The organism is Pyxidicoccus sp. MSG2 (assembly GCF_026626705.1).
Taxonomy (GTDB): domain Bacteria; phylum Myxococcota; class Myxococcia; order Myxococcales; family Myxococcaceae; genus Myxococcus.
This window is the reverse complement of sequence record NZ_JAPNKC010000001.1, coordinates 11118148-11141843: the sequence shown is the minus strand read 5'-3', so window position 1 is coordinate 11141843 and position 23696 is coordinate 11118148. Positions and strand designations below refer to the sequence as shown.

Annotated in this window: 10 protein-coding genes; 5 read left to right on the top strand and 5 right to left on the bottom strand. The window is 69.8% G+C overall.

Annotated features, from left to right (window positions below; translation table 11 throughout):
- Positions 1 to 26: 26 nt before the first annotated feature.
- The gene (locus tag OV427_RS43100; protein ID WP_267862057.1) at positions 27 to 1376 is read right to left on the bottom strand and encodes an adenylate/guanylate cyclase domain-containing protein; all 1350 of its coding nucleotides are present in this window, start codon (positions 1374 to 1376) and stop codon (positions 27 to 29) included.
- 68 nt (positions 1377 to 1444) lie between these two features.
- The gene (locus OV427_RS43095) at positions 1445 to 2185 is read right to left on the bottom strand and encodes a tetratricopeptide repeat protein (RefSeq protein WP_267862056.1); all 741 of its coding nucleotides are present in this window, start codon (positions 2183 to 2185) and stop codon (positions 1445 to 1447) included.
- A gap of 75 nt (positions 2186 to 2260) precedes the next feature.
- On the opposite strand from OV427_RS43095, the gene OV427_RS43090 reads away from it, so the two are divergent.
- The gene (locus OV427_RS43090; RefSeq protein ID WP_267863571.1) at positions 2261 to 4666 is read left to right on the top strand and encodes an endonuclease MutS2; all 2406 of its coding nucleotides are present in this window, start codon (positions 2261 to 2263) and stop codon (positions 4664 to 4666) included.
- 117 nt (positions 4667 to 4783) lie between these two features.
- Positions 4784 to 6034 carry a J domain-containing protein gene (locus OV427_RS43085; RefSeq protein ID WP_267862055.1) on the top strand — a complete coding sequence of 417 codons (1251 nt, stop codon included), beginning with the start codon at positions 4784 to 4786 and terminating at the stop codon, positions 6032 to 6034.
- Positions 6035 to 6121: 87 nt separating this feature from the next.
- Here OV427_RS43085 and OV427_RS43080 read toward each other — a convergent pair whose 3' ends face one another.
- Together OV427_RS43080 and OV427_RS43075 are read right to left on the bottom strand one after the other, a co-directional pair.
- Positions 6122 to 7678 carry a glycosyltransferase family 87 protein gene (locus tag OV427_RS43080; RefSeq protein ID WP_267862054.1) on the bottom strand — a complete coding sequence of 519 codons (1557 nt, stop codon included), beginning with the start codon at positions 7676 to 7678 and terminating at the stop codon, positions 6122 to 6124.
- Positions 7679 to 7714: 36 nt separating this feature from the next.
- Complete coding sequence (locus tag OV427_RS43075) at positions 7715 to 9163, bottom strand: methyltransferase domain-containing protein (protein WP_324290029.1); 1449 nt, start codon at positions 9161 to 9163, stop codon at positions 7715 to 7717.
- 275 nt (positions 9164 to 9438) lie between these two features.
- Here OV427_RS43075 and OV427_RS43070 point away from each other — a divergent pair, with 275 nt between their 5' ends.
- Complete coding sequence (locus tag OV427_RS43070; RefSeq protein ID WP_267862053.1) at positions 9439 to 10734, top strand: flavin-containing monooxygenase; 1296 nt, start codon at positions 9439 to 9441, stop codon at positions 10732 to 10734.
- Positions 10735 to 10752: 18 nt separating this feature from the next.
- On the opposite strand, the gene OV427_RS43065 is transcribed toward OV427_RS43070, so the two are convergent.
- Complete coding sequence (locus OV427_RS43065; protein ID WP_267862052.1) at positions 10753 to 11499, bottom strand: thioesterase II family protein; 747 nt, start codon at positions 11497 to 11499, stop codon at positions 10753 to 10755.
- 306 nt (positions 11500 to 11805) lie between these two features.
- On the opposite strand from OV427_RS43065, the gene OV427_RS43060 reads away from it, so the two are divergent.
- A complete protein-coding gene (locus OV427_RS43060) occupies positions 11806 to 13104 on the top strand; it encodes a cytochrome P450 (RefSeq protein WP_267862051.1) in 1299 nt (432 codons plus the stop codon).
- 263 nt (positions 13105 to 13367) lie between these two features.
- Positions 13368 to 23684, top strand: a complete 10317-nt coding sequence (locus OV427_RS43055; protein ID WP_267862050.1) for an SDR family NAD(P)-dependent oxidoreductase — start codon at positions 13368 to 13370, stop codon at positions 23682 to 23684.
- Positions 23685 to 23696 lie beyond the last annotated feature (12 nt).

The following is a 23696-nucleotide window of genomic DNA, read 5'->3' as shown; positions in this document are numbered from 1 at the left end:
CGAGGCGGGCCTCGCGGGCCGGGCCTTCAATCCTTGTTGAAGCTCTTGAGGGCGCTCTGCGCGGCCTTCTTCGAGTCGCACCTGCCCATGCCGAGGATGCCGCCGCTGCCGTCGTCCGGCCCGCCGTCGTCCGCCAGGTCCTCCAGCTCGCCCACGGCGTCCTCCAGCTTGAGCTGCGCCACCGAGTAGGCCGCCGCCGAGCGCACGCCGCACTGCGGGTGCTCCAGCAGGTCGATGATGCGGTCTTCCGCGGCGCCGTTGCCCGCCTTCACCGCGCGGCCGTACTCGCTGAGCGAGCCCGCCACGTTGCCCATCGCCTCTTCCAACTGACCCTCGAGGTAGTAGCGCCGGCCCGCGTCCTTCTCCTCGCGGATGAGCCTCTTGGCTTCCTTCGCGAGCGCCCCCCGCTCCTGCTCGGGTGCATCCTCCACCGCGTGGATGGCCCGCTTCGCCGCGCCACCGCCGAAGACCACCACCGCCACGCCGGCCACCACCGCGAACAGGCCCAGGCCCACCAGCACCTTGCGCCGCTCACCCACCACCGTCCGCACCCGCGCGCCCAACCCGGGAGGCAGCGCGGCCACGAGCCGAGAGAATGCCGACCCGCCCACGGTGCGCGCCTGCTGTCCCAGCACCGACGCCTGCTGTCCCAGCACCGACGCGCCCGCCGCGGCGCGCTGCCCCAGCACCGACGCCCCCGCGGCCGCGCGCTGGCCCAGCGCCGACGCGCGCTGCCCCAGGTCCATCGACGGACCGAGCGAGGACTCGGGCACGCGCGACAGCGCCAGGTTGCCGAAGGGCGGCATGACCTCCGAGCCCGGCGCCTCCGCGATGGCGGCGGCCGACGGCGCCTCCACCCGGTACGGCGCGCGGGGCACGTGGAAGACGCGAATCTTCCCGGGGATGCCCTTCAGCTCGAAGGCGCCTACCTCCTTGGAGGGCACCTCCGCCTTGTTCATCGCCAGGTAGACGGCCTCGGTGAAGTACACCTCGCCGGCCTCAGCGAGCCCCTCCACGCGGGCCGCGATGTTGACCGGCTCACCGAAGACGTCGTTGGACTCCAGCCGCACCTCCCCCACGTTGATGGCCACGCGCACGTGGAGCTGCTCGCCCTCCGCGACGTTGCGGTTGTGGTGCCAGAGCCGGTCCTGGATGGCGATGCCGCTGAGGACCGCCTGGGTGGGGGACTCGAACGTGACGAGGAAGGCATCACCGATGGACTTGATGATGCGGCCACCGAACGCCTTGAAGAGGGGCGCCAGCAGGGCATTGTGGACCTGCAACAGGCGCTGGTTCTCCTCCAGCGTCTGCCGGCTGGTCCGCTCGGTGAAGCCCTTGATGTCGGTGAAGACGATGGCGAGGTTGGCGGTCTTCAAAGCCGGCGCAGTGTACGTGCCGACGCCCGGGGCGCAATCGCCATGACGTGGCGCATGCCCGGCTGCTGTCAGCGACGCGAAGGCTTCAGCTCACGCATGCGCCGCTTCTGCTGCGGTTCCATCGACTTGCGAACCTTCTGCGCCAGCTGGGGCCGCCCCGTCCGCTCGTAGAAGTCCGCCAGTTTCCGGAGCACCAGGGGGCTGTCCGGCTGGAAGCTCCTCGCGGCCAGCAATTCGACCTCCGCGTCCAGCGGGCGCTCCTGCTTCTCCAGCACCTCCGCCAGTTGGAGGCGCACCTGCACCCACTCCGGCTTCGCCCGGGCAAGGTACCGGTAGTGGAGCTCCGACTTGAGCCAGTCCCCCTGGGCCGCCCAGAGGCCGCCGAGCCGGAAGCGGGCCTCCTCGTACGAGCCGCGGTACTTCACGGCCTGCTCGTATGCCCGCACGGCCTGCATGCGGTCGCCCCGCTCCTCCCACAACAGGCCGCGCAAGTACCAGGCCCGGGGGTTATTCGGTGCGACGCCGGCAACGGCGTTCAGGTGGGCCTCTGCCTGCTCCAGCGCGCCGCCCATCTTCAACAGGAGCCGCGCCGCCTCCAGCCGGGGCAATTCCCAGGTGGGTCGGGCCCGGACCAGGGCTTCCACCGCGGCGAGCGCACCCGCGTCGTCCCCGGCCGCTTCCAGGGCCAGTGCCTCCGGGAGTGAGGAGGGGGCCGGCGCGGACACCTGTGACGGGGTTGCCGTCAGGGCGGAAGGCTCCGCCGCGTCCGTCGCGCCCGCCAGCAGCGCCGCCATGAAGACCCACTTCATGGTCGGCTGATAGCAGAGCCGAGCCGGGCTCCTCAACAGATCCTCTTGACGGCCGAGCGGCCGCGCATGAAACCCATGACCGTGCAGATATCCCAAAGGACGCTCGAAGACCTCGGCTTCTCGGAAGTGCTCCGCGCGCTTGCCCAGCGCTGTCGGACCGAGCCCGGAAGGGAACGCGTGCTCGCCCGCCCGTTCCTCGACACCCCCGAGCAGGTGGCGGAAGCGCTCGCGCTCGTCGGCGAGGCCCGCGCTCTCTCCCACGAGCAGTTCTCCATGCCCCTGGGCGGCGTGGTGGACCTGCGCATCGCCATCGGCCACGCGGCCAAGGGCGGCATGCTGGAGCCCCGCCAGCTCATCGACGCGGCCCAGCTCCTGTTCGCCTTCGTGCGCACCCGGGAGGCCCTGGACGAGCGCAAGGAGCGCGTCCCCAAGCTGATGGAGATTGCGCGCCGGCTGCCGATGCTGGAGTCCATGGCCCGGCGCATCGACCAGTGCTTCGAGCCGGACGGTGAGATTTCCGACCGTGCCAGCCCCGAGCTGCGCGAGGCCCGTGACAGGGCGCGCGGCCTCCACCGGCGCATCAAATCGCGCCTGGACGAGCTGCTCCACGACGAGAGCTTCCTGCCCAAGCTGCGTGAGAACTACTACACCATCCGCAACGGGCGTTACGTGGTGCCGGTGGTGTCCAACTACCGCTCCGAGGTGGACGGCATCGTCCACAACGCCAGCCAGACGGGCCAGACGCTCTTCATGGAGCCGCAGGCCATGGTGGGCCTGGGCAACGACCTCGCCATCGCCCAGTCGGTGGTGACGGAGGAGGAGCGGCGGGTGCTCCAGGAGCTGAGTGATCTGCTCGGCGGGGAGTCGGACCGCATCCTGGAGGGCCTGGCGGCGGTGGCGGAGCTGGACGAGGTGGAGGCCGTGGCCATCCTCTCCGCGGACCTGGACGCCACCACGCCCACCTTCGCCGGCGTGACGGAGCTGGAACTGCGCCTGCTGCGGCACCCGCGCCTGGTGCTCCGGGGCACGGACGTGGTGGCCAACGACGTGACGCTCATCGGCGAGGCCCGGGCCCTGGTGGTCTCCGGCCCCAATGCGGGCGGCAAGACGGTGACGCTGACGGGCGTGGGCCTGTGCACGCTGATGCTTCGCGCCGGCCTGCCCATTCCGGTGGCGCAAGGCTCACGGATGCCGCTGTACCGCTCCGTGCACTCCACCGTGGGCGACGCGCAGGACCTGTCCCAGGGCCTGTCCTCGTTCAGCGCGCACGTGACGATGTTGCGCGACATCATCGCCGCGGCCAGCGAGGGCTCGGTGGTGATGATTGACGAAATCGCCGCGGACACCGACCCGCGCGAGGGCGCGGCCATCGCCATCGCCGTGCTGGAGGAGCTGATGGCGAAGGGCGTGGTGGTGCTCGTCACCACGCACCTGGAGGAGCTGAAGGCGCTGGCGCACATGGACCCGCGCTTCCTCAACGCCCGCGTGGGCTTCGACTCGAAGCGGATGTCGCCCACGTACCGCCTGCAGATTGGCGCGTCGGGCCAGTCCTCCGCGATTGAGATGGCGGCCCGGGTGGGCCTGCCCCAGAAGGTGTGTGAGCGCGCGCGGGAGCTGTCTCTGAACGCCGGCGGTCCCCTGTCCAAGGCGCTGGCCGCGGCCGAAGAGGAGCGCCGGAAGCTCTACGAGGAGCTGGAGCGGGCGCGCGTGGCGGCGAAGGAGGCGGAGGCGCTCCGCGAGGACCTGGAGAAGCAGAAGACGCAGTTCGAGCGTGAGCGCCGCGCGCGGATGATGCAGTTCAACGAGGACGTGCACGCCGCGAGCGAGCACGCCGCCGCCGAGGTGCGCGAGCTGCTGGTGAAGCTGCGCGCCGAGCAGAACGAGAAGGCGCTCTCGGAAGCCCGGCTGCAGCTCCAGCAGCGGGCGGACGAGGCGCAGAAGCGCGCGCAGGCGGCGAAGGCGGAGCTGTTCCAGGTGGAAGCACCCGGGCCGGCGAACCTCAAGGTGGGCGCGTGGGTGCACCACTCGGGGCTCGCCCGGGACGTGGAAATCATCGAGCTGACGGACTCGCACGCGGTGGTGTCGGCGGGCGGCGCGCTGAAGATGCGGGTGCCCACGTCGGAGCTGTCCGGCTCGCGCACGCGCAAGCCACAGCAGGCGAAGTTCCCCGAGCGGCAGAAGCAGGATGCGGCGCTGAAGCGCGCGGCCTCGGCGGCGCCCGCGGAGGTGGAGGCGACGAGCTTCCGCTGCGACGTGCGCGGCATGCGCTCGGATGACGCGCTGAAGGAACTGGAGGCGTTCCTGGACGGCGGCATGCGCAGCGGCGAGGAGGCCGCGCTCATCATCCACGGCCACGGCACGGGGGCGCTGAAGCAGGCCATCCGTGACTATCTCGCCGCGTCTCCGTACATCCGCATGTTCCGCCCCGGAGAGGCCCACGAGGGCGGCGACGGCGTGACGGTGGTGTCGCTGCGGGCGTAGCTCGCGAAGTCCACCAGTGCCAGGAGTACACCGGGGCCGAGAGCCGCTGCTGGGTGCGCGGCCTCCGGCCCTGGTGGTTTCTGGACCTTGGCAGCGGATTGGGGCATTCGAGAAGGCATGCGAGCCTGTCCGTGCTGCATGGAGCCGCTGACGTCCGGCCTCCTGGGCCTCGGGGGCCGCCGCCTCGCGGGGAAGTGCGAGGTCTGCGGCGACTCCGTGTGCCAGACATGCGTGAGCACGCAGCTGCTGGAAGCGGGCGCCTTCCGCAAGCGCGTGAGCGTGCCCGGCAACGAGAGCAGGAAGGTCCGGGGGCAGGTGTGCCGCTCCTGCCTGTGGGAAGTGGTGAAGGACCGGGGCGACACGCCGTCCTTCCCTGCCCCACCCGGGCAGCGCCAGCGGGCAGCCCGTGCCGCGCGCGAGTCCTGTACCCACCCGGACGTGAAGCCATGGATGGGCTTCTGTCCCGGCTGCGGTGACGAGGTCCCCTGGAAGGCCGAGCCCGGCAGCCCGGTCTGCGACGCATGCGGAGCGCCTTCGCACCGGTCCTTCAACTGCTGCTGGGCCTGTGGCGAATCCTTCGAGGAGGACAACGTCCCCCAGAGCGTGGCCAGGGGCTTCAGGCTCGAGTTCGACTGCGACTCCGACGCGTGCGCGGGGAAGCTGGCCTGGCTCATGCCCTTCTGCCCCTGGTGTGGCGAGGCGAAGCACTGGCAACACGCGGACAGCGACCTGGAGTGCGCGGGCTGCGAGAGCAGCCTCGACCGGGCATGGGCCTTCTGCGTGCGTTGCGGTGAGGAGGCGCCGCTACCGGACGACTGCCCCCGATGTGGCCAGGGACTGGAGGAGGCACAGTCCGCTGCCCGCTGCGAGGGGTGCCGCAACATCGTGTGCGGAGACTGCTTCGACACGCGCCTCGTCCCGCTGGAGGCTGGGGGCCAGCAGGAGAAGTTGCTGTGCTCGACCTGTGGCGTGGGCTTCGAGCTGCCCTCTGACAGCGAGGAGTCTCCGGCCGAGACCCGCGAGGAGGAGCAGGAGGACGAGGTCGAAGAGGACGCGCAGACGGACGACGAGCCGGAGGACGAGGAGCAGGAGGACGAAGACGAGCCGGAGGACGAAGACGAGCCGGAGGACGAGGAGCCCGAGGAACCAGTCGCCGCTCGGGCACCGCCACCGCCGTCACCGTGGGAGGTACTCGGAGTCGCTCCGAATGCGCCCCTTCCGGAGGTGAGGCGCGCCTACCTCGCGCTGGTCGCTCAATACCACCCCGACAAGGTTGCCCAGCTCGGGCCCAAGCTGCAGGCGCTGGCGCAAGAGGAAACGCGCCGCATCATCGAAGCGTGGGAGCGGGTCCGAAAGCAGTCTTCGTAGGCCGCTGCCCTGACGGCTTGCACCAGCAGGGCCTCGCGCTCGGGCTCGCCGCCCCTGTCCGCGGCGAGCCGTCCCCGGTACGTCAGCTCAGCCCTGCTGCACCGACGCCACCGGCACGGACGCCGGAGCCGTCGCGGGCGCACTGACCTTCAACGCAATCCAGAACCCCGTCACGTACAGCACCGTCTGCGCGGCCAGGGTGAAGGCCACCATCGGTCCGACAATCGGCGGCCCGTAGATGGAGATGACGAACCAGCCGAGGATGAACGGCACCAGGTGCTTCGCACCGGAGCGCAGGAAGGGCGCATAGGCCGCGAAGAGCCAGACCCCGCCCACCGCGCAGTACGTCCACGGCGCGAAGGGGCTGCGGAAGGACGACAGGCTCATCAGCGCCAGCCACACCACCAGCTGCGTCAGCCGGAAGCGCGAGCCCTCCTCGCCGCTCGCCTCGCGCTTGTACAGCCGGTGCGACACGGCCACGGCCAGCACGAGGACCAGCAGCGAGTACACCGCGATGATGGCGCGCGAGACGGCGAGCGGGTCCGCGAACTGCACGCCCACGAGCTGCAGCTTGAAGGGCACGCCGAACGGCGAGTAGTTCACCAGGATGGCCGGCGTGAAGTTCCACACGAAGTCGAACAGCTCGCCGCTGGAGATGCGCGGCACGGCGCTGGTGATGTAGTCCACGAAGGGCTTCTCACCCAGCACCCAGAACGCCACCACCGTGTAGAGCGCGCCGAAGCCCGCCGTCCAGAAGGCTGCCTTCCAGCGCCGCTGGACCAGCAGGTAGATGCCCAGCACGCCCGGGAAGATCTTCGCCAGGATGGCGAAGGCCAGCATCGCCCCGCCCAGGGCATGCCGCTTCTTGTCGAAGGAAATCATCCCCCCCAGGCACAGGCCGAACACCAGCAGGTGGATGTTGCCGAGCTGGACATTCACCAGCGTCGGCAGCGACAGCCAGACGACCGGCGTGAGCACACCCAGCACCGCGCCCTCGCGGCCGCCCACCCATGACGCCACGACCCACATGGAGAGCAGCGCCGCGGCGACGTAGAGCACGTACCAGCCCGCCCGCAGCGTGAAGAAGTCACGGCTCATGCTCAGCATGGCCTTGGGCAGCAGCAGGAACTGCGGCGGATACGCGTAGTAGTCGCGCTCCAGCGGTTCCACCGCCGGCAGCACGGCGTCCAGTTCGTGCGACTTGTAGTTGCTCAGGTTGAAGATGTTCTCCTTCCCCTGCTCGGCCAGCACGGCGGCGCTCACGTAGCCGGACAGGCACGTGTGCTTCACCATGAAGTCGATCTTCGGGGTGAGCGAGAACTGCTTCAGGTTCGGGTCGAACATGAAGACACCCAGCCGCCCCACCGCCACCACCACGAGCAACGCCGCGAGCGCCAGCAGGACGAACGGCGTCCGGGACTTGCCGCGCAGGTACTCCACCTGGTTGGCGGGCACCCGGGGCACGAGGAAGAAGAACAGCAGCGCCCCGGCGATGATGCCCACCGGCACGGACGCGCCGAAGGGCACTCCCACCAGCACGAGCAGCACGACCAGCAGGGGCGCCAGGAGCCCCGCGAAAAATGCGGCCATCAACGCCGAGCCGGCGTTGAGAGAGGAACGGAACGCTGCGGACTGCGCGGACATGACGGACGCTCTCCCCGTTCGGGAACGGTTCAGGAACTACGCTGTCTTGGCGACCTCGGCGGGGCCGGCCTTCTCCAGAACGAATGTGACGTGAGCCGAGAAAGGCGCCGCGTGGCGGTTCCTCTCCAGGTACTGCTCCACGCCCCACAGGCGACGATAGGCGAACTCCGGGACGAAATCCGGCAGGAAGGTGCGGTACTCCGTCGTCACCAGGTTCCAGCCTTCGCTGAACGGACCCGTCGTCTCCTTGAGCCACACCTCGGTGCCATCATCGATGTCCTTGATGAGCGGGAAGACGTAGCTCATGTAGAAGCGGAACAGCGGGTTGTTCACATTCATCTCGTGCACGAGGAACCGGCCGCCCGGCCGCAGCACCCGCCGCACCTCCCGGAAGGCCTGCTGCTGGCGCTCCACGTCCGGCAGGTGATGGATGACATTGACCGCGTAGACGAAGTCCTGGGATGCGTCCTCGAAGGGCAGCTCCACGAGCGAGCCCTGCCTCACGAGGTCCGCGTCGGGCCCCAGGTATTGCCGGGCCTGCTTCACCTGGTTGGCTGAATAGTCAATCCCCTCCACCTGGTATCCCCGGGACAGCATCTCCTTGAGGTACCAGCCCTGCCCGCAGCCTGCGTCAATACCTCTCACGTAGCGGTCGCGGGGAAGATGGCTCAGGTTCACCTCCACCTTGCGATTGAGCAGACGCAGCCGGATGTGCTCGGGGACGTTGGCTTTGTATTCGTCCGCGATCAGGTCGAAGTGATTCACATCCTCCGTCCGGCGGCCGAGCTGCCGGCGGATGAGCAGGAGGGAGCCGACCGCGGCGAGGACGACGAGCCAGTACGTGAAGGCTCGCACCAGCGCCGCGGAGAAGACCGCGACCTCCGGCGGGATGCCCGACTGGACCAGCATCTGGATCATCCCGCGCCCCACGAGCAGGAAGCCCGGCCACGTCAGGGACGCCATGCCCTGCGCATGGCTGGCCGCGTAGATGCGCAGCGCCTCCGGGACGGCCATCTCCACGCCGAAGACCCGGAGGGTCACCCACAGCGACAGGCCGGTGACGCCCCAGATGAGCACGGCGAAGCTCTGCGCGAAGACCACGCTGGTGGTCATCGGCAGCAGGCCAATCCGCCGCTCCCGGCTCTTCGTCGGGAACAGCGCCATGGCGCACGCCCCCGCCACGAACACCGCCACCGCGCCTCCGAGCAGCGAATACGACGCCGCATACGCGAGCAGGGCAATGGCCACCGCGTCCGTGGCCAGGTCCGCCGCCAGCAGCGCGAGCGCGCGCATGAACCGCTCCCGCAGCGGGGCGATTCTCAAGACATACAAAACATAGAAAGGCGTGAGGTTGCCGACGAAGGACGCCAGGAAGGCCAGGAACAGCCGCCGGCTGGGCGCCAGCACATGCCCGGCGCGCAACAGCACCATCCACTTGAGATACCGCGCCGCCAGGTTGCCGATGGTGATCGCGGCGATCACCAAGACACACATCACGAGTGACAGCGGCGAAGCGTGATTGAAGATCCCCAGCACACCTCCGGGGACGCTGTACTGCTGAAACGTGTCCAGCGAGTTGGCGACGGAAAGCCCTACACCCAGCAAGATAAGTACGGCAACAATGGATTGCACCCAGATACTTTTCATGCGAGGCTTCCCCGTCGTTTCAACCACTGTTCTGCCTCGGTCCTTGTGCTGGTTCGTGGGCCGCTCCGCGCGGAACTTTCCACAAAACACAAATAATAACAAATACCATCGCCATGAACGGGAATCAACCGGGGCAAAGCTACTGCATCATCGGCGCGGGTGCGGCGGGACTGGCCGTCGCGAAGTCCTTCAAGGCGGCGGGCCTTCCGTTCGAGGTGCTGGAGTCGGCCTCCGGAATCGGAGGCATCTGGGATGCCTCGCGAGACGACTCTCCCGTGGGGCGGAACACGCATGTCATCGCGTCGAAGACGGTACAGGCGTATCCCGACTTCCCCATGCCGGCGTCCTACCCGGACTATCCCAATCATGCCCTCGTGCTGGACTACCTGCGCTCCTACGCGGAGCACGCCGGCATCCTCCCGCACATGCGCTTCAACACCACCGTGAAGCGCGTGGAGCCCTCTGGCAAGGGCTGGCGGGTGAGCATCGAAGGCGAGCCTGACCGTGAATATGCTGGCGTGGTGCTGGCCTCGGGCCATGACAGGACGCCGCGGGTCCCTTCGTTTCCCGGCGCACCCACCCTCCAGGTCCTGCACTCGAACCGCTACAAGAACCCGGCGCAGGTGATGAACAAGCGCGTGCTCGTCGTGGGCGCGGGCCAGTCCGCCGCGGACATCCTCTGCGAGTCCGCGATGAACGCGACGAAGACCTTCCACAGCACCCGGCGCGGCTTCTTCTGCATGCCCAAGTACCTGATGGGCCGCCCCACGGACACGATGCTGCAGGCGAAGGCGCCGAGCTTCCTGCGACGCCTCTCCTACTACCTCTTCTTCCGCTTCCTCTGGCGGCGCTCCCGGGGCCTCGGCATGCCGGTGCCAGTCATGAAGGACGACCTGGTCATCCCCGTGCTCGGCGACCAGCTCCATCACCACTACACCCACGGCGACATCGTCCATAAGGGCCACGTGGTCCGCATGGAGGGGGACCGTGTGTACTTCGACGACGGGACGGACGAGCAGATCGACGTCGTCTTCCTCGCCACGGGCTTCCTGCCGTCGTACCCGTTCATCGACCGCAAGCACCTGAACTGGGCCGAGGGTGACAACCGCCCCACGCTCTACCTGCACATCTTCCCACCGGAGACGGACAACCTCTTCGTGGTGGGAATGGTGCGCCCCGTCGGCTCCCACTGGGACGTGTACGAGTACCAGGGACGGCTGATCGCCGCCTATCTCCAGGCGCGAGAGAAGACGCCGGCGAAGGCGCAGGGCCTGGACCGCCTCAAGCGGGGCCCCCAGCCGGACTTCCGGGCGGGAATCCGCTTCTACAACTCCGCCGAGTACCCGCTCGTGGTCGAGAAGCAGGAGTACACCAACCACGTGAAGGCACACATCCGGAAGCTGAGCTGAGCCGGGCGCCCTCCCCGCTCAGCCGGTGCGAAGGCCCGCGAGCTCGCGCGAAATCGCGGCGGTGAGCGCCGGGCGCTGCTCGTGCAGATAGAAGTGCCCACCCGGGAAGAGCTCGACGGACTCCAGGTTCGACGCCAGCTCTCCCCAGGCGCGAAGCTGCCCCGGCGTGGCCCGCTCGTCGTCCCGTCCGCCATAGACATGCAGCGGGCAGTCGAGCGGCCCGTCATCCTCATACTCGTAGGTGTCGAAGACCTCGAAGTCCGCCCGGAGGACGGGGAGGAAGAGCGCGAGCAGGTCGGGCTCGGAGAAGACCTCTTCGGGCGTGCCGCCGTAGCCGCGAATGGCGGAGAGGAAGTCGGCGTCGCTCAGGTTCCAGAGGAGGCGGCGGGCCTTCGGCAGGTGCGGCGCGGACGCGGCACTGAGGAAGAGCGCTCGCGGGCCCGGCTTCCCGGCCCGTCGCAGGCTCAGCGCCAGTTCGAAGGCGAGCAGCGCGCCCATGCTGTGGCCGAAGAAGACGAAAGGAAGGTCGAGGTAGGGCTCGAGGCCCTGGGAAATGGCCTCGACCAGCGGCGCGGCCCTGCGGATGGGGGGCTCACGCAACCGGGCACGTCGTCCCGGAAGCTCCACCGCACAGACTTCGATGTCCTCCGGGAAGCCCGCCTGCCAGCGGCTGTAAATCGATGAGCCACCTCCTGCGTAGGGAAGACAGAACAGCCGCATCCGGGCGGCCGGGAACGGCCGGCGGTAGATCCATTGCTCTTTCATGATGGGTTTCGCAGCGCGAAATCCTTCCGGCAGCAGGAGGGCGGCTGGGGAGATGTGCGAAGTATTCCGGCCACACTGACATGCGTCAACGCCGCCCGGCGACAAGCCAATGTCAGCCCCCTGCGTTACAGAGCGATCCTCCACTGCTCCAAGGGTGTATGCTCACGCGGACGCTCTCGATACACACCGCCCCTGCACGGCGCGGCTCGGCGGTACGCACTTCTGGTCCGAAAGGAGAAGGGTAGCGCCAGACCGCGACCGCGGTCCGGTGATGCCCATTGACCCATGGGTGGGACGACAACGGGAATGAGTGAAGCGAAGCAACCGCCCGGACCGGGGTTCATCGAGGCGTTGCGGCTGACGCCGGACCTGACGCGCGACGCGCTCGGGGCGATGAGCCGTATCTCCCGGACGTATGGCGATCTGGTGAAGGTGAAGATCGGGCCGATGCTGGTGTATCTGCTCAATCACCCGGACTACGCCAAACACGTCCTTCAGGACAACCACACGAATTATCGCAAGAGCTCCATCTACCACGAGTTCAGCGTCCTGCTCGGCGACGGCCAGCTGACGACGAACGACATGGAGTACTGGCGGAGCCAGCGCAAGCTCATCCACCCGGCATTCTCTCGCAGCCACCTGGAGCGTTACTTCACCAAGGTGTCGGAGAGCTCGAACGTGATGCTGGGGCGGTGGGACGCGGCGGTCCGCGAGGGCCGCCCGCTCGACGTCTACAGCGAGTTCATGCGCCTGCTGCTGAGCCTCACCGGGAAGATCCTCTTCAACATCGACCTGGCGGAGGACGCGCCGCAGGTGAGCGAGGCGATGCGCGTCGCATTCGACTTCATCATGAAGCGGGTGAATGCCCCCATCAAGCTGCCGCGCGACTTCCCCACCCCGGCGCGCCAGCGCGTGGGACGCCACGTGGGCGTGCTCAATGACATCGTCCGCCGGCTCATCGAGGACCGGCGCCAGGGCGAGGACCGCGGCGACCTGCTCACCGCCCTCGTGCGGGCGCGCGACGAGGCCGGCAAGGGCATGAGCGACGAGCACCTCCGGGACGAAATCAAGACGCTGCTCGTCGCCGGCCACGAGTCGCCAGCGAACGTGCTCTCGTGGGCCTGCTACCTGCTCTCGCTCAATCCGGACAAGGAAGAGCGGCTGGCGGCGGAGATTGCCCAGGTGGTGGGAGACCGGCCGCCGACCTTCGCGGACCTGCCGCGCCTGCGTTACTGCCAGATGGTGCTCGAGGAGACGATGCGGCTCTACCCGCCCGCCTGGGTGGTGGAGCGCACGCCGCTCAAGGACGACGTGATTGGTGGGTTCCACATCAAGGCCGGCGCCCGCGTGACGATGTTCATGTATGAAATTCACCGGCACCGCGACTTCTGGCAGGACCCGGAGCGCTTCGAGCCCGAGCGCTTCTCCGAGGAGCGCTCGGCTGGCCGCCACCGCTTCGCGCTCTTCCCCTTCTCCGGTGGGCCGCGCATCTGCCTGGGGAAGGACCTCTCCATGGTGGAGATGATCATGTGTCTGACCATGGTCATCCAGCGCTTCCGCCTGCGGCTGAGCCTTCTCATCCGGTGGTGCCGCTGCCGTCGGTGAACCTGCGTCCGCGAGACGGAATCGTCTTCCACGTCTCACCGCGCGAGCGCTCCGTGGCGGCGACAGGCTGACCTGACAACCTCGCGCGTCCTCGCGCGCGAGGTTGCTCGCCCTCTCTTGAAACATGCAGGAGCGGCGAAATATAAATTTCATGAAACATCCCGGGCCTGCCGCATACCGCGCCGCACCTTCCTATGGGGGAGAAGGAGGGCAGGCCTGACCGATAGCGCCGCGGACCGGAATCCCACCGAGATCGATCAGCCATGACAGAGAAGTCCAACATTGGCTCGCTCGGGCCGGCTCTGTCAGGGGACGGGGCTCGCCGCGGGCGCGACGCCGCCGTCGTGGGCCTGGCCTGCCGGTTTCCCTCGGCGGATGACTCCGCGGGCTTCTGGCGCAATCTCGCCTCGGGTCTCAACTCCGTCACGGAAGTGCCGGCGGACCGCTGGGACGTGGAGCGGTGGTACTCGCCGGACATCGGCGCGCCGAATCGGTCCACCAGTCGCTGGGGTGCCTTCCTTCGCGGCTTCGACCGGTTCGACCACGCGTTCTTCAACGTCTCGCCCCGCGAGGCGCGCGGCATGGACCCGCAGCAGCGCCTGCTCCTGGAGGAGACGTGGCACTGCCTCGAGGACGCGGGCATCTCCGTCGACACCCTCGCGCGCGCCCGGACGTCCGTCTTCGTCGGTGCGATGGCGATGGACCACTACCAGAGCGTGTACGCGCCGGGCGTGGAGACGGAGAGCCACGCGGGCGCAGGCACGTACGCGTGCATGATGGCCAACCGCGTCTCGTACCACCTGGGCTTGAGTGGCGAGAGCGTGACGCTGGACACCGCCTGCTCGTCCTCGCTCGTGGCGCTCCACCATGCGAGGCGGGCGCTGCTGCTCGACGAGGCGGACTACTGCCTCGTGGCGGGCGTCAGCCTGGACTTCAGCCCGTGGAAGTACGTGTCCTTCGGCAAGGCGCGGATGCTGAGCCCGACGGGGCAGTGCCGCACCTTCGACAAGGACGCGGACGGCTACGTGCCCGGTGAAGGAGTGGGCGTCATCCTGCTCCAGCGTCTGGAGGACGCCGAGCGGGACGGGAGCATCATCCACGGCGTCATCCGGGGCTCGGCGGTGAACCACGTCGGCCGGGCGACGTCGCTGACCGCGCCACGGGTGAGCGCCCAGCGGGACGTCATCCTCGCGGCGTGCCGCGATGCCGACGTCGCACCCGAGACGCTCACCTACGTGGAGGCGCACGGGACGGGGACATCGCTCGGTGACCCGGTGGAGGTGGCAGCGCTCACGGAGGCGTTCCGCACGAGCACGGAGCGGCGCGGCTTCTGCGCCATCGGCTCGGTGAAGACGAACATCGGCCACCTGGAGGCGGCGGCGGGCGTCGCGGGGCTCATCAAGACCCTGCTGATGATGCGGCACGAGCAGGTTCCTCCGACGCTGAACCTGCGCACCCTCAACCCGCTCATCGACTTCGAGCGGTCGCCGTTCGTTCCCGCCCGCGTCGCCCAACCGTGGGTCCGGCCGCTCGGGGGCCCGCTGCGCGCGGGGGTCAGCTCGTTCGGCTTCGGGGGCGTGAACAGTCACGTGGTGGTCGAGGAGTACCGGGCAGGAAGTGAAGACGCGGTGGTGTCCGGGGCGCCGTTCGCGTTCGTCCTCTCCGCCCGGACGGAGACGAGTCTCCGCGAGCTCAAGGCGAAGTGGGCGGAGCGCGTGCGTGTGCCGGGCTTCGACGGCGCGGCGCTTCGCGACGCCTGCCTGACGCTCCAGGAGACGGGCCGTTCCTTCAAGCGGCGCTTCGGCGCGGTGGTGCGAACGCCCGCCGAGCTGGAGGCGGCCCTCACGAAGGAGGAGACACCGCTGCCTGCTGTCACGGTGGAACCCCCTGCCCTCTTCTTCGGCGAGCTCCCCACGAGAGGACTGGCCGCGGCGCGTGAACTGCACGCCTGCGACCCGCTGTTCGCAGCGGCCTTCGAGCAACTCGCCGCGCCGCTCCTCGCGCGGGGCGGCTGGAGTTCCGCGGAGGCGCTCCTCTGCTCGGGGGATGCGTTCCCGGTGGAGCTCCGTCCGGCGCTCGCGCTGTGCGTGCAGTGTGCGCTTGCCGAGAGCCTCACCCAGGCGGGCCTCTCGTTCCGGCTGCTCGCGGGAAACACTGCGGCCACGCTCGTCGCCTCGGGCGCCCTCCCCTTCGACGAGGCACTGCGGGCGCTCCTTCCGGGCCATGAGGGCGCGCGCGTCGCGCTCCGCCGTCCACGGCGGCCGTGTGTCCATCCCGTCTCCGGGGAGGTGCTGGAGCCCTGGGAGGCGGACACCGCGCTGCTCCGGGAGCTCGTCTCCGGGTTCCAGGTGGATGGCGAGGGCGTCCGCAAGGCCGCCGCGGAGGCGCGGCTCCTGTTCGGGACGCAGCACACCTTCTCTCGGCATCTGGAGGAGTGGCGGCAGCCGCTCGCCACGGTGGGCCGTACGTTGGAGTCGCTTCTCGAAGGACCTCCTCCCGGCGACGAACGCCTCGCGGCGCTCGTCCTCGCGGTGAGTCGCCTGCGTCTGGAGCGCAAGTGGGCCCTCGGAGAGATTCCGCTGCCTGGTGACGCGAAGCTCGCCGAGCTCGCCGGGCTGGTCGCGGATGAGTTCCTCCTACCCGACGAGCTCGTACGGTTGTTGTGCGCGCCCGACGCGCACGCTCCCGCCGCCGCCGCCAGCGCGCTCGCCCGCCGGTTGAACCGTGGGTCGAAGGTGGATGCGTGCTCGGCCGCGCGCGGCCCTGGAACGCCACTCCCTGGCCCTGATGGGGAGCTCTCCGCGTCCGAGCTGCGCGGGCGTGCTGTCGGCCGTGAAGGTCTGCTTCCCGGCGTCACCGGCCCGGTGCTTTGCCTCGGGGCTCCTTCCGAGCCCCTGGACGCTCCGTCACTCGTCGTCGCACTCGAGGGTGAAGCCGAGGCCGCGAAGCTCGGGGCACTGCTCGCTCTCTGGCGGGGGGGCTTGGAGCTCGCGTGGGCCCGTTACGCGGAGGGGCGTCCGCACCAGAGGTTCCGCCTGCCGGGTTACGTGTTCGACGGGACGCCCTTCCCTCCGCCCCGGGTGGACGCGCCGCTGACGGGCACGTCCCCGAACGCCGATGCAGCGAGGTCCACCGTGATGAGTCCCAGGAGCACGGATTCCGGAAGCGCGACGGGCCTCGAGGTCGCCATCAATGCCGCGCCGGGAACCAGCGGCGGCATCTGGCGCGCGAGTGACTCCATCATCCGAGACCACCGCATCGACGGACGTCTGCTCGCACCTGGCGCCGCGCTGATGCGCGCCGCGCTGTTCGCCGCGCGCCGCCATCTCCCGGGCGTCAATGCCCTGCACGAGGTCTCGCTCCACACGCCAGCCCTCGTCGCGGACGCGCTGGCCTACACGGTCGACACCGAAACCTCCGGCCGCTTCATCGTGCGCACTGGAGACAAGGCGCTCTGCTCCGGCGCCTTCAGTGCGAGCTCGCCCGCGCCCGGAGCCACCTTCGGGCCTCCGGCCTCCGCGCCCCCCACGGCAATCGCCGAGCCCTCGGAGCTCTACTCGCGCCTCGCGAGCCTGGGGTACGGCTATGGCGAGAGCCTCCGCGTCGTCCGTGGCCTCGGGCGGGTGGAGGGGAAGCTCGTCGCACGTCTCGAAGGGGCCCCGGGTGCGGGAGACGTGGACGCGGCGCTACTCGACGGCATCCTCCAGTGCGTCGTGGCGCTCGCGCTCCTGGATGGGCGGCTCCAGGGCGGCTCGCTCCTCATCCCCTTCTTCATCCGGCGGATACGCTTCCTGGGACCTCTCGCCGGCGCTGTGACGGTGGAGCTCGCGACCAGCACCGTGAGCGAGCGGGGTGGAGACCTCCAGGCCGACGTGATTGCGCGCACTCCGGCGGGCACGCCGCTCGTCGAGCTGGAAGGCGCCGTCTTCCGCCGAGTGCCGGCCGGATTCCTCGATGCGCGCTCGTCGACGGATGACGTTCCGGCGGGCATCGAGGGTGCGGGGCGGGATGCACCTCTCGACAAGCGTCCTGTCCGGAATGACGTCCCGACGGCTGGCACTGACGGCATGGGACAGGATGTGCCGCTCAATCAGCGCTCTGCCCTCGTTGAGGTTCCTGCTCGCATCGAAGGCACGGGCCTGTATGCGCCTCGCTGGATGGCGGTCGACGCTCCGTCCGTGCCCGCCGTCCGTGGCGCGTCGCTCCTCGTCCTGCCTCCTCGCGCCGACGGCGACGCGCTGGGGCGCGTGCTGGCGGCGGACGGGCCCGTCCTCGTGGCTCGTGCCTCCACGGACGCCCGGCCCGGAGAGCTCCACTTCGACCCCGAGGACCCGGCCGGCTGGACGCACCTCCTCCGCCGTGCCACCGAGGAGCTCGGAACAGCCGAAGGACCGCTGTGCATCTACGTCCTCCTCGCGGCGGATTCGGAGCCCGCTTCCACCGCGTCGGCCCTCTGGCAACGCCAGGCGCGCGGCGCGCGGGCACTCTTCCTCCTCGCGAAGGCGGCGGGGGCGTCGCGCTTCAAGTCCGTGCGAATCGCGGTCGCGCTGCGTGAGACCTTCTCCGTCAGCCCTGGCGACACGGCGGGCGGCTACGCGGCGGCGGGCGTCGCGGGCGCGGCGCGGACCATCGCGCTCGAGTACAAGAAGCTCCGACCCGTCGTCGTCGACTTCGAGCAGCACGGCGCGGACGACGTCATGCTCCTGCACACGCTCCGCGCTGAGTGCCTCGCGGCCTCTGGCTCCGAGCATGTCGTGGTCTGGAGGAAGGGCCGTCGCTTCGTTCCCCGCGTGGCACGTGCGCGACTGGGCCGGAGTGCATCTCCGTATCGTGACGGTGGTGTCTACGTCGTCGTCGGAGGTGCCGGTGGGATTGGCCGGAAGACCGCGGCGCACCTCGCCGCGAGGACGCGGAACGCACGCATCGCCCTCGTGGGGCGCTCTCCGCTGTCACCGGACATCGAGCAGGTCATCCGGGAACTGGAGGTCAGCGGCACCGGCGCCCACGTCCGTTACTTCCCGACCGACGTCACCGAACGTGACGCGCTCGCGGCAACCCTCGCGCGAGTGAGGGAGAGCCTGGGTCCCATCCACGGAGTCATCCACTCCGGGGGCGTCCTCGCGGACCGGCTCATCTTCAGCAAGGAGCCCGACTCGTTCGACCGTGTGCTCCGCCCGAAGGTCCTCGGAGCATGGCTCCTGGACGAGCTCACCGCGACCGAGCCGCTCGACTTCTTCAGCGTCTACTCGTCGGTCGTCGCGGAGGTCGGCAACGTCGGTCAGGTCGACTACGCCGCGGCCAATGCGTTCCTCGACGCGTTCATGGATTTCCGCAGGGCGCGGGGCCGTCCGGGGCGCAGCCTGGCCGTGAACTGGACCCTCTGGGCGGACGGTGGGATGGGGCGCGACGAGCGGGCCATCGAGCAGCTCGCAGCGAGGGGAATCACCCTCCTCGAGGACGCGCCCGCGTTCGCCGCGCTCGACGCGGCGCTGACCGGGCCCGAGGAGCGAATCATCGTCCTGGGTCCTGGGGACGGTCATCCCTTCGGGGAGCGGCTCATCGCCGCGGACGTCGCGCCCGCACCCGTTGCTCCCACTCCCGAGGCCGACAGTCGTGCCGCCACACCCGCCACGCAGCCGAGCGATCCGGCCGCACTCGAAGGCTGGCTGACCGGGCTCATCGCCGCGCGGATTGGCGCGGAGCCCTCGGCGGTCGACCGGGAGGAGTCGTTCTTCGCCCTCGGCGTCGAGTCCATCATGGTGAAGGACATCATGAAGGAGCTGGACCGGCGGTACGACGGCCTCTCCCCGACGCTCCTCTTCGAGCGACCCAACCTCCGCGAGCTGGCCGTCTACCTGGCGTCACGCGCACCGCGAGCGAGCACTCCCGCCGTACCCGTGCCCGCGCCCCAGCCACGAGCGGAGAAGCCCTCCCGCCCGACCAGGTCCGCCGCCTCCGTGCCGGAGCGGGCCATCGCCGTCATCGGCATGAGCGGTCGCTTCCCGAAGGCGCCCGACGTCGAGACCTACTGGCGCAACCTCCTCGCCGGCCGCGACTGCATCACCGAGATTCCCGCCGACCGGTGGGACTACCGCCGCTACTTCCATGCCGACCCGACCCACGCGGACACGACCTATGGGCGCTGGGGCGGCTTCATCGACGACGTCGACAAGTTCGACCCGCTCTTCTTCAACATCTCCGTCCGCGAGGCGGAGCAGATGGATCCCCAGCAGCGCCTCTTCCTCGAGTGCGCCTGGGAGACGCTGGAGCACGCCGGCTACGGAAACCGGAAGCTCCTGCGCGAGGCGAACGTCGGCCTTTTCGTCGGCGCGATGTGGAACGAGTACTCGGTCATCACCGCCGAGCAGGGCACCTTCCATGGACGCTATGCGGGGCCCGGCTCGCTCTACTGGCAGATTGCCAACCGCGTCTCCTACTTCCTCGACCTCACCGGTCCGAGCATCGCCCTCGACACGGCGTGCTCGTCGTCGCTCACCGCCGTGCACCTCGCCTGCCAGAGCATCCTCGACGGTGAGAGCTCCATGGCGCTGGCCGGCGGCGTGAACCTCTCGCTCCATCCGGACAAGTACCTGTACCTCGGCCAGCTCCGCTTCCTGTCGACGGACGGGCGGTGCCGGAGCTTCGGCGAAGGAGGCACGGGCTACGTGCCCGGTGAAGGCGTGGGCGCCGTGCTGCTCAAGCCCCTGGAGCAGGCGCTCGCGGACGGCGACACCATCCACGCGGTGATTCGCGGCACGTCCGTCAACCACGGGGGGCGTGCCTCCGGGTTCACGGTGCCCAACCCCCGGCAGCAGGGGCGCCTCGTCGAGACGGCGCTCGCGCGCTCGGGCGTGGCTCCGACGGAGCTCGGCTACATCGAGTGCCACGGGACGGGCACCGCGCTGGGTGACCCCATCGAAATCCAGGGGCTGACCCAGGCGTTCGCGCACGCTGGCGCGGCAGGCCAGAAGCAGGTCTGCGCCATCGGCTCGGCGAAGTCGGCCATCGGCCACCTGGAAGCCGCCGCGGGCATCGCGGGGCTCATCAAGGCGGCCCTCTGCCTCCAACGGGGGAAGATTCCTCCGAACCTCCACAGTCGCACCAAGAACCCCGACATCGACTTCGCGGCCGGGCCATTCTTCGTCGCGGAAGAGGTCCTCGACTTCCCACAGCGCGAGGGCTCCCGCTTCGCCGGGCTCAGCTCCTTCGGCGCGGGCGGCTCGAATGCGCACGCCATCCTCCAGTGGTCCGCCGAGTGGGACCGCGTGGCAACCGACGAGGCTCGGCCGGAGCTGGTCACCCTGTCCGCCGCAAGCGAACCCCAGCTCGTGGAAGCTGCCCGCCGGCTGCACAGGGCGCTCGCCGCGGAGCACACGGCACGCCATTCCCTGAGGGACATCGCGGGGACCCTCGCCATCGGGCGCACCGAGCTGGTCGAGCGCCTCGCCATCGTCGCGGGCTCGCGTGCGGAGCTGGTGAGCCGGCTCGAGTCGTTCCTCTCCGCGCCCTCGCGTGCTGCGGGAGTCGCACGGGGAAGCACGAAGGAGCGGCGCGACACCCTGCTGGGCGAGAGCCAGGAGGACCGCGACTACATCACGGGCCTCGTCGCGAGCCGCAACCTCGACAAGCTCGCGGCGCTCTGGGTGCGCGGCGTCTCGGTGGACCTGGGCGCGCTGCATGCTGAGCGACCGTGGCACCGCGTCGCGCTGCCGACCTATCCGTTCGAGCGCCGCCGCTGCTGGATTCCGACGGCGCCCGACGCGCCCCCCACGGCGGCGACCACGGCCGTGCTGCACCCGCTGGTGCACACGAACACCTCGACGCTGCGGGAGCAGCGCTTCGTCACGGCGCTCACCGGCGACGAGCCCTTTCTCGCGCATCATGTCGTCGGGGGGCGGAAGCTCCTCCCGGCCGTGGCGTCCATCGAAGCGGCGAGAGCAGCCACGGAGCTGTCGGGCGAACACGCGGCCGCACTTCGCGACTTCGTCTGGATGCGACCGCTCGTCGCCGGTGACGATGGGTGCCGCTTCCAGGTCCGCCTGAATCCGGGCGAGCGCGACCTGGAGTTCTCCCTGGTCGAAGCAGGTGGGGCCAGCGACGTCGTCTTCGCCCGCGGCCGGGTTCTGCGCGACGCCCCGGTGACCGCTCCGCCCTCCCCCGTCGACCTCGCGGCCCTGAAGGCGCGCGCCACGGAGCGCCTGGGCCGTAACGCCCTCTACGCCCGGTTCCAGCTGCACGGCTTCGAATACGGCCCCGCGTTCCAGTCCATCGTCGAAGTGTACCGGGCCGGCGCGGAGTCGCTGTCACGCCTGGAGCTTCCCGCTGTCGCGGCGGCTCCGGCACTCCAGCTCCACCCTTCGCTCCTCGACGGAGCACTCCAGACGGCGCTCGTGCTCTTCGATGAAGGCGGCGACGCACGCCAGCCGCCACTCCCGTTCGCCCTGGGCGCGGTGGAGCTGTACGGCATGCCGGCCGGCGCGTGCTGGGCGTGGGTGCGCCGGAACGAGGCCCAGCGGCTCGACGTGACGCTCCTGGACGATGCAGGCCGGGCGCTCGTCGTGATGCGAGACCTCGTGCTGCGGCGTCCCCAGGAGGCCAGCCGTCCGGCAGCGCCCCGGCCGGCGGAGTCCGCGCCGCCCCTCGCGACAGCCCTGCGCACGCACGTCGAGAAGGAGCTCCTCTCGGTCTACGCCGAGCTCCTGAAGGTCGCCGTGGCGGAGCTGGACCCCGAGGTGCCGGTCAGCAACTACGGGGTCGAGTCGGTGATGATGATGACCGTCCTCAGTCGCGTGGAGGCGCTGTTCGGCCGCGCGGTCGAGCCGAACGCCATCGTCGAGCACCCGGCGATTCGGGACTTCGCCACGTACCTCATCGACGAAGGGGTGGCGACCTCGGCGGCCCCGACCGGAGTGGCCCCTCCCGAGCCTCGGGCCTTCCTTTCCGAGAGCCCCGCTCCCGCACCTTCGGCCCAGCCGCCCGCCCGCTTCTCGCCGGAGTCCTCGGCCTCTCCCTCCGTGGCCAGCGTCGCGCCATCCACGCGCTTCGCGCCCGACACTCCGACGCATCCGTCCATCGCCATTGCGTCGCCCGCATCCCGCTTCGCTCCCACGGCGCACGGTCGCGCCCCCCGCGTCGCCGTGGTCGCGATGGCGGGCCGGCAGCCTCTCTCGGCGAACCTCGAGGAGTTCTGGCGCAACCTCACCGCCGCGCGCCGCCTCACGCGCGAGGTGCCCGAGGACCGGCTCCAGGACTTCCGCACGGCAGGTGGCCTTCCCGGAGACCTGCGCCACATCCGCTTCGGCGGGTTCGTCGAAGGTATCGACCTCTTCGACGCCTCGGCGTTCGGCGTGTCCGACACGGACGCGCTCTTGATGGACCCGCAGCAACGGTTCCTCCTGGAGCTGAGCCGCGAACTGTTCGACGCGGCCGGCTATCGCAACGAGGAGCTGCTCGGGCGCCGGGTCGCGGTCTTCATCGGCGGCGCGGAGAGCGCCTACCTCAAGCGGCACCGGGCCAGTGTCCCCGACGAGGTCGCCGGACGGATGGTGGTGAGCACCATCCAGAACATGCTCGCCGCTCGAATCTCGGACCACTACGGGTTCACCGGCTCCTCGCAGACGGTGGACACGGCGTGCTCCTCGTCGCTCGTGGCCATCCACCAGGCCTGCCGCGACATCCTCTCCGGCGAAGCGGAGATGGCCATCGCGGGCGGGGTGGAGATCATCCTCGACCCGTTCTACTTCACGGGCTTCGCGCGCGCGGGCGTGCTCACCGACAGTCCCAACTCGTACGTGTTCGACGAGCGGGCGAACGGCTTCGTGCTGGGCGAGGGCGCGGGGCTCGTCCTCCTCAAGTCCTACGAAGCGGCGCTGCGCGACGGAGACCCCATCCTCGCCCTCGTCGCCGGCTCGGCGGTGAACAACGACGGCCGCACGATGGGGCTGACCACGCCGAACCAGGAGCGCCAGACCGAGCTCCTTACAGCGGCGCTCGAAGCGAGCGGCCTCGCGCCCACCGACGTGACGTACCTCGAAGCCCACGGCACGGGGACGCTGCTCGGAGACCCCATCGAGATTCGCGCCGCGACCAAGGCCTTCGGCCGGGGGGCAGAGCGCTGGTGCGCGCTCGGGAGCGTCAAGTCGAACGTCGGCCACTCGCTGCACGCGGCCGGGGTGACGGCGTTCCTGAAGACGGCCCTCGCGGTGGAGCGCGGAGTGCTTCCGGCCACCTTGAACTGCGACCGTCCGCATCCCCGGTTCCGGTTCGAGGAGTCTCCGTTCCGCCCGAACACGACCACCTCGCCCTGGACTCCGCCGAGCGGCGTCCGTCGGGCGGGCATCAGCTCCTTCGGCTTCGGCGGCACGAACTGCCACGTGGTGCTGGAGCAGTTCATTCGCAACGGGCTCCCACAGACGCGCAGCCCCCTTCCCCCGACGCGCTTCCGGCGGCGCTCCTACTGGCTCGGTCGGGCCGGTGAAGAGCGCTTGTCGCGGCACGAGCTGCTCCTCCGGCTGAGCCGCGGAGAGCTCACGCCGGACCGGGCGCTCGAGCTCGGCCGCCATGCGCGGAACGTCGACTGACAGGACACAGGT